This window comes from Thermoplasma volcanium GSS1 (assembly GCF_000011185.1).
Taxonomy (GTDB): Archaea; Thermoplasmatota; Thermoplasmata; order Thermoplasmatales; family Thermoplasmataceae; genus Thermoplasma; species Thermoplasma volcanium.
In genome coordinates, this window is record NC_002689.2 from 1,093,576 (window position 1) to 1,106,760 (window position 13,185).

General features: G+C 41.1%; 13 protein-coding genes and 1 tRNA gene. 7 read left to right on the forward strand and 7 right to left on the reverse strand.

All coding sequences use genetic code 11. The features are described 5' to 3' along the window. Positions 1-34 precede the first annotated feature (34 nt). Together TVG_RS05580 and TVG_RS05585 are read left to right on the forward strand one after the other, a co-directional pair. Entirely contained in the window at positions 35-955 is a 921-nt protein-coding gene (locus tag TVG_RS05580) for an ABC transporter ATP-binding protein (protein ID WP_010917297.1), read from the forward strand. Then, entirely contained in the window at positions 936-1,679 is a 744-nt protein-coding gene (locus TVG_RS05585) for an ABC transporter permease (protein ID WP_010917298.1), read from the forward strand. The genes TVG_RS05580 and TVG_RS05585 overlap by 20 nt, the downstream gene beginning before the upstream one ends. 82 nt (positions 1,680-1,761) lie before the next feature. Here TVG_RS05585 and TVG_RS08380 read toward each other — a convergent pair whose 3' ends face one another. Both TVG_RS08380 and TVG_RS05595 read right to left on the reverse strand, forming a co-directional pair. After that, entirely contained in the window at positions 1,762-1,992 is a 231-nt protein-coding gene (locus tag TVG_RS08380; protein WP_010917299.1) for a DUF2080 family transposase-associated protein, read from the reverse strand. 42 nt (positions 1,993-2,034) lie between these two features. Further along, on the reverse strand, positions 2,035-3,342 hold the full coding sequence (locus TVG_RS05595) for an ammonium transporter (RefSeq protein WP_010917300.1): 1,308 nt from the start codon (positions 3,340-3,342) through the stop codon (positions 2,035-2,037). A gap of 565 nt (positions 3,343-3,907) precedes the next feature. On the opposite strand from TVG_RS05595, the gene TVG_RS09010 reads away from it, so the two are divergent. Beyond that, positions 3,908-4,030: a transposase gene (locus tag TVG_RS09010; protein ID WP_083755849.1), complete on the forward strand. Its 123-nt coding sequence runs from the start codon at positions 3,908-3,910 to the stop codon at positions 4,028-4,030. A 486-nt stretch (positions 4,031-4,516) separates the two neighbouring features. Here the strand turns inward: TVG_RS09010 and TVG_RS05610 are convergent. Beyond that, positions 4,517-4,601 (reverse strand) — tRNA-Leu (locus TVG_RS05610). A 131-nt stretch (positions 4,602-4,732) separates the two neighbouring features. Here TVG_RS05610 and TVG_RS08830 point away from each other — a divergent pair. From TVG_RS08830 to TVG_RS05620, 3 genes are read left to right on the forward strand one after another with little or no spacing between them, the layout of a single operon-like run. Further along, complete coding sequence (locus tag TVG_RS08830; protein ID WP_241760263.1) at positions 4,733-5,365, forward strand: MFS transporter; 633 nt, start codon at positions 4,733-4,735, stop codon at positions 5,363-5,365. 26 nt (positions 5,366-5,391) lie between these two features. Then, on the forward strand, positions 5,392-6,060 hold the full coding sequence (locus TVG_RS08835) for an MFS transporter (protein ID WP_241760330.1): 669 nt from the start codon (positions 5,392-5,394) through the stop codon (positions 6,058-6,060). A gap of 44 nt (positions 6,061-6,104) precedes the next feature. Further along, positions 6,105-7,214, forward strand: a complete 1,110-nt coding sequence (locus TVG_RS05620) for a Cdc6/Cdc18 family protein (RefSeq protein ID WP_010917302.1) — start codon at positions 6,105-6,107, stop codon at positions 7,212-7,214. Here TVG_RS05620 and TVG_RS05625 read toward each other — a convergent pair. Genes TVG_RS05625 through TVG_RS05630 form a run of 3 tightly spaced genes read right to left on the reverse strand, consistent with a single transcriptional unit; the run spans position 7,165 to position 9,618 of the window. Next, positions 7,165-9,024, reverse strand: coding sequence for a type B DNA-directed DNA polymerase (locus tag TVG_RS05625; protein WP_010917303.1), 1,860 nt, complete (start codon positions 9,022-9,024; stop codon positions 7,165-7,167). The two genes, TVG_RS05620 and TVG_RS05625, sit on opposite strands and share 50 nt — an antisense overlap. 2 nt (positions 9,025-9,026) lie before the next feature. Further along, positions 9,027-9,266 carry a hypothetical protein gene (locus TVG_RS08560; protein WP_156769109.1) on the reverse strand — a complete coding sequence of 80 codons (240 nt, stop codon included), beginning with the start codon at positions 9,264-9,266 and terminating at the stop codon, positions 9,027-9,029. Then, positions 9,226-9,618, reverse strand: a complete 393-nt coding sequence (locus TVG_RS05630) for a hypothetical protein (protein WP_156769110.1) — start codon at positions 9,616-9,618, stop codon at positions 9,226-9,228. Before TVG_RS05630 ends, TVG_RS08560 begins: the two co-directional genes overlap by 41 nt. 541 nt (positions 9,619-10,159) lie before the next feature. On the opposite strand from TVG_RS05630, the gene TVG_RS05635 reads away from it, so the two are divergent. Further along, positions 10,160-10,930: an ABC transporter substrate-binding protein gene (locus tag TVG_RS05635; RefSeq protein WP_010917306.1), complete on the forward strand. Its 771-nt coding sequence runs from the start codon at positions 10,160-10,162 to the stop codon at positions 10,928-10,930. A 21-nt stretch (positions 10,931-10,951) separates the two neighbouring features. Here the strand turns inward: TVG_RS05635 and TVG_RS05640 are convergent, their stop codons facing one another. Next, a complete protein-coding gene (locus TVG_RS05640; RefSeq protein WP_010917307.1) occupies positions 10,952-13,150 on the reverse strand; it encodes an elongation factor EF-2 in 2,199 nt (732 codons plus the stop codon). Positions 13,151-13,185: the final 35 nt, after the last annotated feature.

Genomic DNA, 13,185 nt, shown 5'->3' on the forward strand with positions numbered 1-13,185 from the left:
ATAAACTAAATTTCAGTATCAAAGGTGTCCTTTTATGTGTGCCTATTATATTGAGTGCAGGGATATATCAAAAAAGTATGTAAAAGGCCCTGAGGCCCTGAAATCTATTTCTTTCAAAGTCCCTGCAAGTGGTATATTATCCCTAATTGGAAGAAATGGGGCAGGCAAGACGACACTTATACGGATACTTTCAACAGAGCTTCTTCCATCGTCAGGTTATGCAGAAATTGACGGTATCGATATTATTGGAGAACCAGACGAGATCAGGAAAAGGATCGCAATAATTCCTCAAGAAGCGAGGGCCATATCTTGGCTTACCCCAATCCAGACTATAACTACATTCCTGCTCTACAGAGGGATCAACTATTCGGAAGCAAAGAGAAGATCAATGGAAGTCCTGAAAAAACTAGAATTGGAGCAAATTGCAGGCAAGCTAAATAGGACGTTATCTGGCGGGCAGAAGAGGAAGGTGCTTGTAGCTGCTTTAATAGCATCAGATGCAGACATTCTCTTTATGGATGAGCCAACGACCGGCCTTGATCCCATATCTAGAGCGGAGCTTTGGGACCTACTTGCAGAGCTTAAGAGGGAAAAATTCATCTTTCTTACGACGCACTATCTCGAAGAGGCAGAAAGGCTCTCTGACAGGATAGCAATACTTGATTCCGGCGAGCTCAAAGGTATCGGTACAATATCAGAACTAAGATCCAGACTGCCCAAAAAATACAGCATTAATCTGATTCAAACCTCAAACTTAGATGGCGAAATAGAAATAAACGGAACAGTCCTAAAGACAGGCAGAAGGTTATTCATAGACGAAGAAGAGGCCTATTCAATCGTACGTGATCTCATAAATAAAAATGCAAAGTTCTCAATAAATCCTATTTCACTTGAAGATATATACTATAGCATAGCTAAAAGAGACATCGGAGGCGATGCATACGTACAGGAGTAGCCAGCTAGCGGCATCTATCCTTGTCAACGCAATCTATGCAATGAAAAATTTTCCTATAACGCTAATCAATACGCTACTTTCGCCTCTTTCTTTCTTGCTTGTAATAACCCTTGCAAGCCATGGAAGGCTTATATCCGTTTCGGTTGGTGGGGCTCTTATAATGTCCATGGTATCGAGCGGGCTTGGTCTGCAGGGAGACCTATCGCATCTAAAGAATGATTTCAAGCTTCAGGACATTGTAGTAAGTTCGCCCACTACTGCGTCGGTTTATCTGGTTGGCATGGCTATATCGGAAATTGTTTATTCTATTCCAGCTATTTCAGTATTAGGCATACTTGCTTACTTTTTCATACACACTTCGGCAATAGGCGTACTTACCATAATAGGAGTACTTGTTGTAATGTTCTCATTCTCAATACTACTTGGCTTTACTCTAGCGACAATAACTTATGACATAATACAAAGTTGGGCCTTTTCGGGTATAGTTTCAACATTGATCTCTACCATCCCTCCTGTATATTATCCGATAACGTACATTCCCATGCCATTCAGGTATGCTGCTTATGCTTCCCCGACAACTTATGCGGCTGAAATAATCCAGAACTCTATAGGGATGATAAGTCTAAGTTCGACACAAATTGCAGAAGATTGGATAATAATAGTAATCGTTACAATACTATTGCTTATAATTGCGGTAAAGAAGGCAAAGTGGCGTGAGATATAAAGTTACAAGCAACCGAGGTAAAAATCAATAAACTATCCAAACAATGCCATTGGTTATAACCTCAAAATTTTATTCTAAGCCATCATTCTTTCGGCACTATGACATAAACCCTTTTTCCAATATATCTCTTTGGAACGTCCACTTTTCCTGAATTTCCGAAAAGTGTTACTGTCTTCTTGTACACAGTCTCAACCTTCTCCCTAATGATAAGATCCTGATCCCTTATTGAAAATCTGAAAAAATACGGCTTAAATCCAAACGTAATTGAGAGATACCTGATGCATAATGCAGACTTCCGTACTAACCAGTACATCTTAAACAATAAATTACAATCAGATTTGAATCACTTATACTCCTACTTTGAAGTCTCGGATGAAGGTAAGCTCTTTCTTTCTTCTTTCTTCCATTCGGGTTCCTCGAGGATGCCGTGAAATCCCAGGCTGAGAAAATACATAGTTGCGTATGAGATCGCAAAAACTGCCAGGCCTACTGCGCAAATTCCCATAATCTCTATTCCCAGGGTGTGTAACGCCAAATAACCACCACCAAAAAACAGACCGTTAGGAAGAATACTATTTCCGGAAAGAACAGCATAACTGTGCTGTGTAAAGAAACCAATCATTAGCACACCAAATATGCCACCCGTAAAGTGTCCCGAGAACAACCCCACGGGATCGCTGAACCATTTCCTCTTCGAAAAAAACCTATTTGCAAAAATGAAAATTGGACCGCCTAAAATGCCAAGTATTGCTGCGCTCAGCGGACTAACAAAACCGGCCAAGGGAGTAACAATAATCAGACCCATCAGTATTCCGTTAACTGCGTTCATTATTCCACCAGCATCCTTGTATAGAAGATAACTTACTGTAAGAGTGGAAAGCATGCTAGTAAGCGCAGCCATAAACGTTGTCATTACAACAATTAGGGTATCGTAATTAAAGGCTAAGACACTCCCGGGATTGAACCCGAACCACCCCATCATCAGAAGCAAGATGGCAAGGGTGAGGAAGCCATCATTTACTTTTATGATTTCTCCTGGGCTTCTCACGATCCCTTTCTTGCGCTCTTCCTGCCATATCCTAATAATAATGGCCAGACCGGCAAATCCGGCAGCCCCATGTACAACTAATCCTCCGGCAAAGTCCCTCATCCCCAGCAAGTATAACCATCCCGTCGGGTTCCATATCCACGCTGCCGGGAGGTTATAGATGACTATAAAATATACAATCGAAAACACCACGAAGACGGACATCTTCACTTTTCTAAGAATTACTACTGAAACAAGAGCAAGCGTGACAGACGCAAATGCGGTCTCGAATAGGAAGTAAGTAATTCCCAATAAGCCGGTGTTGAAATACGATGCTGATGTTGCCCACCATATTGTTGAGAACATCGCGGTTGGTGAATTTAGATAGCCTAGAACAAAACCTGGTTTATAGAGCGGATTTCCTATAATACCATATAGAGTTGGAGCAAAAGCTGTATTGAAGCCGATAACAGCCATTACTACAAAGGCGATTCCCGTGATCAAGATAGTTTTATAAAGACTGCGTTTCAACGCAATGCCAAGTTCTCCATATTCGAGGAAACCGACGGCAATAGTCATCAAAAACACGAGAAATGCTGAAAAAAGTACCCACAAGTTGTTGAGAAGTTGGATCATAAAATTCCCTTGTAAATCACAGGGAATTTTATAGACTTTTCGGTTCTCTTTGGATTAGTGGGGATAAATTCAATCAGCTTCTTTCTTCCTGAATTCTACGCAGCACAAATCCCTCGCATTACACTGGATATTGGCCAATTCTTTGTTAATATGGCATAATGATCTATGAAACACTTTATTGGTTAGGTCCCCTAATTGGAGACAGTCAAATTGGGTGTGTATTTTTACCCCCAGAATGTTAAAGAGATCCACTTTTCCTAATAACCCCTGTCCAATTTGCTGAATCACCCTGTCTTCCCGCTCATGATCTTTCATGATGTTCTTACTCATGAACCCGTAATATGCGGCATCTGTAACAGAAAGCTTTATTCATGCGTTCATGATCAAACATCATGAACATAAAGAATTACGGTCTCCGCGAGAAATATGAGGAACTCTAAAAGTTTGGAGACAGGCTTGCTGAAATGGAGAAACTGGTAAACTGGGAGGCTTTCAGGCCAATGCTTGCCGATCTCTACAGAAATAACACAGAACTGGGGGGAGACCAAACAACGATCCCATACTCATGGTCAAGGTACTCTTCCTGCAGTCTCTATACAATCTGGTTGATGAGGCCATGGAGAAGGAGATCCATAACCGCATAGACTTCATCAGTTTTTCTAAAATTTTTATTCTGTACGATACGTGATTCATGGTTGTCATGACAATTCTTCCACACCAATTAGTACATCTTAAACTATTTACAATATCTCCTGAACTGTATTTTGGCTTCATGTATATTATTTGAAAATATATCGTTCATCTGGAAAGAGAAAAACTTTTTAACATTATTGAAATTTAAATCTGGACGGATTGTTTTATTGTTCATAATTAAAAATCATCCCCTCCATTTAAATTTGTCATACACTTAATTCATCTTTTAACGAATGAAACTACATAGTTTAACAAAGAAATTAAATTAAACGGCAAGACATGCGGAGAGTCTGTAGTACTATATTGTATGTCTGTATAAAATAGAACCTTAATAGGAATGAAACATTGCTCCCAAGTCTATCTGCAATAGGTTGATAGCTTAAAAGAGATAACATAATTTTCTTACTTCATTAAAGGGTACGTTGCAATAAATCACTAGGCCCTATATTATGCAATGTGGACACTTTACCAAATTACTAGATGCGGAGGGAGGGATTTGAACCCTCGAAACCCTGCGGGAATGGACCCTAAATCCATCGCCTTTGGCCAGTCTCGACAACCTCCGCTTCCATAGCTGATCGTTTATCCCTAATTTATCTTTTCTCTTCCAACTGCGATTGCCCTAATTATGAACAAACGTGAAAAATTGGATCTAGTAAAGTATTTTAGTATTACCTTAATATACTGTTGATGTGAATTGGACTATAAAACTGGTTATGTTCAATTCGACCAGATAAGGATAACTCCTATTTTTGTAGCTGTAACCGTACTTTCATCCATGGGAGTTTTTATGGATGGATTTGCGCTGAGTATTTTTTCTGCAGCCCTTCCTTATCTTAAGAACTATATACTTGTGAAATCGATACTTGTATCCCTTGCTGCCTCTGCCATTTATATTGGAATGTTCGTGGGAAGTTTCGTTATTGGGCATCTCTCGGACACCATTGGAAGGAAGAGAATGTATACTTATGATCTTGCCATAACCAGTTTGTTTCTCGTCCTAACTGGAATATCGAGGAATTTCGCAGAATTTTTCATTTTTGAGCTGCTGGCTGGAATAGGAATAGGGGCGGACTATCCACTTAGTTCATCAATAGAGGCAGAGTTTTCTCCTCGGGTATCAAGAGGCAGGTTTTTAGTCTTCAATATTTTTATGTGGACTATCGGGTCCATAGTTTTTTATCTAATATCCATACCGCTCGTAGGTTACTTTGGTTCATCCTCATGGAGATGGATGTACTTCGTAGGTGCAATAATTCCCATCGCTGTAATAATTTCAAGGCATGCCCTTCCTGAAAGCCCTTACTGGCTAGTGAAAGCCGGAAGGTAAAAGAAGCAAAAAAAGTAGCAGAGAACATCGGGAAGGAAGCTGGCACTCCGAACGTAGATGTCCCATCTGTTGAATCTGGCAGTAGTTCAATTAAATCCGTATTTTCTGGATCGTACCTGCCTCTCATCATGTTTGCCTCTATCGCCTGGTTTGCATACGATGTTTCCAGCTATGGGGTATGGAACTATACCCCCTCAATATTTGTGTCCACAGGCATTTCGGTTGTAAGCAGCATAGTTTCGACCCTGCTTGAGGACCTCCCAGTCATAGCTGGATTTATAGTATGTCTAATACTTATAGACCGCATAGGCAGAAGGGTGCTACAGGCGGCCGGGTTTGGCCTAGCTGGTATATCCCTACTTACTTTCGGATTATATTCAATGCACCACACATTGCCTTTCATTCTCATATTTATAGCATTTGCCATGATGCATCTCTTCCATAACATAGGCCCTACTAACCTGACTTACGTTTATCCTGTGGAAATATTTCCGACGCGCGTGCGTGGGACTGCAATGGGTATAGCTACATCTGCATCCAGAATTGGGGCAATACTTGGCGTATTCGCATTTCCGCTGCTCATAGGCACGTTCAGTCTTTCTGCAGGGCTCCTCTTTTTTGCTATATTTGAATTCCTTGGTTTCATAGTTACGGTAATTCTCGCTCCAGAGACGAAGGCCACTGCACTTAAATAAGATAGAAACAACAAAGATAAAATATCATCCCAATATTTTAGTGCGTGGTTATATTACTAAACCCCAACATATTGGAATCTTCATTCATACCAGAAAGACTAAGGGCAAGGGACTCCGAGATAAGCAAGATAATGGAGGTCGTCATTAAGCCTGCTTTAAACAATATAACTACGAACCTTATCATATACGGGGATTCCGGTACTGGGAAGACTGTAACAATGAGATTCCTTGCAAGAGAGGTAAGGAACCCTAAGATATTTTATATTAATGCAATATCCTATAGATCCGTTAAAAACGTATTGGTTGAGCTTCTTTCCCACGAAGGCGTAATAATTTCTGAGAGAGCTTCCTACGCAAACATATACACGAGGCTAGAGAAGGCCATTGAAAAATACGACAAAACGGTAATACTAGTAATTGACGAAGCTGCGAATATACTTAGGACAGATGAGGAAGGCCTCTATTATCTATTTAGATCAAAGGATTCTTTTGATGTAAACATATCAGCCATATTCATAGCAATGGACGATCCGGCCCTCCTCCTTAATCAGAGGATAAAGAGGTCATACGGGCTATTTAATGAGCTAAAGTTCAAGAGGTATTCCAAGGATGAGATACTGGAAATAGTGAGAGATAGGGCGAGGATGTCATTGAACACTACGAGTTACGATGATACAATTATTGACTATATTGCCGAGATATCATCGGAGTTCGGAAGTGCAAGGGTTGCAATAGACATACTTGCTAAAGCAGCCCACATAGCTGAGTACAGGCGATCGGAGAATATCTCCTATGACGATGTTAGGGCTGCCAAATCGATGATAAGCCCATACGTTACAGAAAGCAAACTGGCATCTCTAGACAAATACGAGCTCGCCGCTCTATTAGCTATATGCGGATGCCTATCGCATTCAGTCAGCACGGACATAGCGTGTGTGTCAGAACAGCTGAAGATACTCCGAGAGCAGTATTCCCTCGATCCAGAGATGGACATATATGAGATCCTAAGAAAGCTTGAGGGGCTAGGCATAATCAACAGCTATGTTGAAAGTAGTGGGAAATCCTCCGGAGTAAGGAAAAAGATATCAATTCACGATGTACCAGTCAGCGTTCTAGCTGAAAAGATAGGAAATCTTCTAAACGGGATGGCATGAAATTAGTTGAGAATATAAAATCGAACGGCTGGAACGCACGGCGGAGACATCTCTCATAATATCTATAGTCTATGGTGCCGTCATCATCAAGATTCACTATCTTTCTACTCTCATCCGAGACAGTATACTTTATTATTTGTCCTAAGCTCACCTTACCAAAGGTCTCAGCGGCCTTTAATGCAGATCTTGTTACCGTATTCACAGAATACTCACTGCTATGCCTTGTAATTTTCTTTGAAATCGTGAAGTAATTCAATGGAAATCGCCTTATGTTCTTAATGTATCTGTGCTCAAGAGCTTCTATTTTCGCCTTAGAAGACATAACATCTTCCACTGTACGGCACTCTCGCAATACTTCTAGTGCCTCAACCTGGAACCTCTTGCATATCTCTGGAGCATCCGCCCTCCGAAGTTCTATTCCTCTCACCTTATACGATCCGTTGTAGTCTAGGCCATAATAACGCGATGGCGAACCGCTCCCATCATTTTCTGGCAAAAATACTATCCATCTGTAGTGGCCGCTAACAACTATATCGACCATTGTTCTTTCTCTGATCTCCCTTATAACCTCCTCTATGTCACCGTTTCCGCTGATCCACAGAGAATCCACTATACCATGTATCATTTCAAATCCATGGTCATGGGCTATACTTATGGCATCTGCCAGCAGCTTTCTACCTATTTCTGTTATGTCTTCATGCACCTCAATCTTCCCAAACTTTGCATTCTTATACCCGGTGTACCCGAAAGAAGTCAGCAATAACCATTTCAGTGCAGCGTTCCTATTGCTATAAACTTCAGAAGATGCAGATATCCTCTTGTAAAAAAGCCTTCTTTCAAGCAAGCCGTTTAGTGCTTCTGGAAGAAACTTTACGTTGCCCGGAGAAAGATTATACTTCACTATTATGCTTGGGTACATTGAAGAAAAGTCTATTTCATAGACATCTCTATATATCCCAGGTACAGGTTGGAACACTAGGCCACCCCTATCCCTCTTTATAAGTTCCTCTGGGCTCTTTTGGCCTTCATGGTCGTCCTTTTTCATCGGAACTAGAAGGCCCCTATTAACGGCAAGCGCCACTTCCATAGAGGAAACTGCAGTTCCAGGAGTTACTATAGAAACTGATACAGGATTAAGGTATGATACTCTTGATACTTCAAATATACCGCTTAACCCACTTTCGCTGTAGAGAAAGGATGAGGCAGGTATGGCAATCCTATCCTGTATATCGATGTATGCATCCCTGAAATATATTTGCCCATATGAAGTAAAAGAACGGCCTGGGTAATATCTAGCTGGCACACCTATCATGGAGAGCTTCCTGTAGAAATATTCTGGCCCATCGTATACTACTACATGCGAATCAAATAACATATCCTCAAGTGCCTGGTCATTTACGGCCTTTCCGTTTACTTTACAAGAACTGCTGGTGCAAGATACGTAAATAACATTCAAATCAGGGTCTTCGTCATAAAATGTCCTTAGCTGGAAAAACTCTAGGCCGTTTGAGGCCATAAACCTCAGGACAGGATCTATGTCCGCATTGTAGACGCGAAAGCGCCTCCCATACCCAAGCTTAGCGTAAATTAGGTTTCCGAGCCTGTAAGCAGACGAAGGGCGGGTATATATTTTTAGGCCCAATATATACCCGTAAACATCAGGCATCTCTGCCCATTCATACCTCAAACTTGATTGATCAAGATCCCTAGCAAGGTTGTCAAGATCGTACCTATCACCAGAAACAAATATCCAAGTGCTATTTCTGTACCTCTTCTTCTTTATCTTATTATTTCCTGTATATTCATACACAGTTATTTCGTCTGATCCTCTTGCATTGATAATCGTTTCATCACCTCGATCAGCACTGAAATGATGAAACCCGTCTCTGCATCAAGGCCAGAAAACAAAACTTCTGCCGCATGGGATTTGCCATAGGATAGGAGTCTCTGTAAGACCTCTGCATCTGATCTACGCATGACTTTCTCCATCTCAGCTATCTTAGACGATAGGTCAGAGAGGCTCTGTCTCGTACTCGGTATGCTCCTTCCCATAAAAGCCACCCAACATCATGAAGTTGAAAATATTTGTACCACCTAAAACAACGAAGTATATGTCGCAGTTTCTGTAATAGCTTTTAATTCGCATAACATCGTACAGATTCTCTATGTCTTCGTTATTCCATCCATTAACAACATCATGTCTAATCAATATTATGTATGGATCCTCATCCTGATCTACAAGTATCCTTACTAGCTGGTGCACTGTGAGTATCCTTTGTATCCTTGCCCCATCATTTATCTTGTCTTCGTCTATAACTATGCCATCAGACAGTAGAAGGTGAAAACTGCTGTATTGGTGTAGCAAATCCTCTATGATTGGATATTCCATATCCATATTGTCCATTATTATCAAATTACCAGGCATATATATCCATTAAGTGCCTATGGAAAATGATTCCTGAAAACTCTAGAGATGAGAAATAATCTAGAAGTTACTGGCTGCGTAATTCGGTGATACTGTTATACTGCCCTTAAAAAATTAAAACGGAATATCTACATAATTGCTGCCATTGCTCAATGAATTGCAATGGATGTGGAATTAAAATATTTAACAAAGACTATCGCCTTTATCTTCCATAACGTAATGGATACGTAAAATCACAACTGCATTTTTTTGTTCAATTTTTTCTCGCAAAACATGGTTCTAGAGCTTAAAAGTTTAAGGCGATGCCACATATATAACCTCAGACTGAAAAATCAATTTTTACAAAAAATATGTGTACACGTAAGTTAACCAATAACAAATAAATCCAGAAAATCATCTCTTATCCATAGCCATAAACGTTTCTTGTAATAGTTTTTCTGCAACTATTGCAAAATGGAAAAAGGAAAAATGTTAAAATGGCTATTGCAAACCTTAAACAAAAAGCTTAAGATACTAGAGTATGCCTAGATACGAACGTATAGTATCATTAAGCCCTGCGATCACAGAGATACTATTCATGATAGGGCTGGGTGAATACGTGATCGGAGACTCCGCTTTCTGCGTAAGGCCAGATAAAGCTAGAAGAATACGCAAGGTCGGGAGTTACGGAACGGTAAGGATGGAGATCCTTGAGGAGATAGACCCAGACGTAATATTTACTATTTCAGGGTTCCCCCACAATCTCTCGACTTTGCTCTCTGAAAAATTCAATGTAAAGGAGCTAAAGCTTCCGTCCAATGTGGCAGGGATACTAAACTTGGTAATGGAAGTTGGCTATGAAACTGATGCTGTAGAAGAAGCAAGGGAACTTTACCGTAATTTAGTAGAGCAAATAGGAAAGATAAACTATAAAGTTGGAACGGTTTACATAGAGCTTGACCTGGGCGGCCCCGTATCATTTGGCGCATACAGCTACATAACCGATGCTCTTTACCTGAAGGGCTTAAACAGCATATATCAGGGAGAAAGAAGAGAATGGCTAACTCCAGACTTTAGTTATGTTAAAAAAATGGACCCAGACATTATTATATTCGAACCAAAGATGTTCAGATCCATTGATGAGGATAAAATAGTAAATGAAAGGGGCTGGTCTGATTTAAAAGCAGTCAAAAACGATAACGTATTCGTTACGCCTGGAAACTACGACTTCTTTGCACACCATGGACCATCTTTTATTACCGAGGTTCTGCCATGGATCGATACAATTATAGAGAAATCTAAAAATAAATAAAAATTAAAAAAATTTATACGATTACATCGAGGCGTAATAGTCAGCATCATAGGGTTCCGGCCTAAGGCCCTTTCTCTCACGTATAGACCTGACCACAGAATCTTGAAGCTCTGGGGGAACCTTCTGATAGCCTGCATTTTCAAAGCTCCAGAGAACTTTACCTCCGGTAGCGCTCCTGATGGCTGATGCGAAACCAAACATGCCTGAAACCGGTATTCTTGCAACTAAAGATACTTCCTCGCCTTCCTGAGTCATGTCCTCTATAACACCGCGCCTCTGCTGGACTTCATTTATTGCTGATCCCATTTCTTCCTGTGGTACGTTAATAAACACCTTTTGGACTGGTTCGAGGAGTATCCTCTTTGCTTCGCACATTGCACCGTATATTGAGTTCCTTCCTGCAGGTATAACCTGTGCAGGGCCTCTGTGTATGCTATCCTCGTGCAGCTTCGCATCAACAAGCCTTGCCTTAACTCCGAAGACTTTTTCATTGGCTAACGGGCCACGGTTCATGACCTCCGTGAAGGCTTCTATCAGCAGTTCCATTGTTTCATCAAGGTACTGTATTCCCCTGGTTACATCAAACATTATATTTGTTCCCTCTACACACACAAGTCCCCTAGCTTCTTCCCTGTCTATCCCTTTGCTCACAAGAGTCTCAATAATGGTTTTCTTATCCTTAAACTTGGATCCCTGTGGTATGTCACCATCTTCTATGGCCTGTATAACCTCTGGCTTCAAAGGTTCGACCTCAAAATAGAACCTGTTGTGCTTGTTTGGAGATTTTCCCTCGAATGGCCCTCCCTTCTTTTCTACAGTCTCACGGTATACCACTATAGGCTCTGACGTCTCAACTTCAATCTTGTAATCATTCTTTATCCTGTAAAGCGTCACATCCAGGTGCAATTCTCCCATACCAGAAATCAGGTGTTCTCCTGTCTCCTGGTTAATATCCACCTGTATGGATGGATCTGCCTTCGAAATATCCCTTAAAACATCTATTAATCTGGGAAGATCCGCAGTATGTTTGGCTTCTATGGCTAACGTCACGACTGGTTCTGAGTAGTGTATCATGGGTTCAAATGGTTCCATATTCTCTATTGACGAAACGGTTGAACCTGCTATAGCGCCCTTAAGGCCTACTATCGCAGCTATGTTACCAGCCGTTACCTCCTCAACTGGTATCCTATCAGGGCCGACCATCATCGCCAAGGTCTGAACCTTGCCCTTTCCGTCGCCCGAAATATAAAGGTCAGTTCCCTTCTTAACTGTACCGCTAAAAAGACGGCCTATAGCTATTTCTCCTGCGTGCGGATCAATTATTATCTTGGTTACCATCATTGCTACTGGGCCCTTGAAGTCGCAGCTAACCATCGATTTACCGACTTCAGTTTCAAGATCGCCCTTCCATATCTGTTTTATCCTATAGGACTGCGCTGTTTTTGGATCTGGAAGATGCCGTATAACCATGTTCAGTATAATTTTGTGCAGCTGGTTTTTCTGTGCCAGTTCCTTCTGTTTTCCGTTCTTCACATACTCTACTATATCTTTGAATGTAATTTTGGTCTCTGCCATTGATGGTACTGATATAGCCCAGTTATTATAGGCAGAACCAAAGGCAACCTTCCCATCTTGAACTGAAACTTGCCATTCCTTTGTAAACTCTTTTGGAGCGTACTTTGAGATGAGCTTGTTGACATCTGAAATGATCTTCGTGAATCTCTTTTGCATCTCGTCGCTGTTTAGCCTCAATTCATTTATCAGGCGGTCTATCTTATTAATAAACAGGACGGGCTTTACATATTCCCTGAGGGCCTGCCTGATAACCGTTTCAGTCTGTGGCATCACGCCTTCTACCGAATCTACAACTACTATGACCCCGTCAACTGCTCTCATTGCCCTTGTTACGTCGCCGCCAAAGTCCACGTGCCCAGGGGTATCGATTAAGTTAATTAAGTATTCCTTCCCCTGAAAGGCGTGCACCATTGAGGCTACGGCGGCATTTATCGTTATGCCTCTAGCCTGCTCCTGTTCATCATAATCAAGTACGAGCTGCTTACCAGCAAGCTCTTCACTCATCATTCCTGCCCCTGCAATAAGGTTGTCGCTAAGGGTCGTTTTACCGTGATCAATATGGGCAACTATACCTATATTCCTTACCAGTTCCGTATGCTCAACAATTCTTAGTGCCTTCTCAATATTATCTTCTTTTCGTCCCATAAATAAACACCTAGTTTAATATAATATTAAAAAAA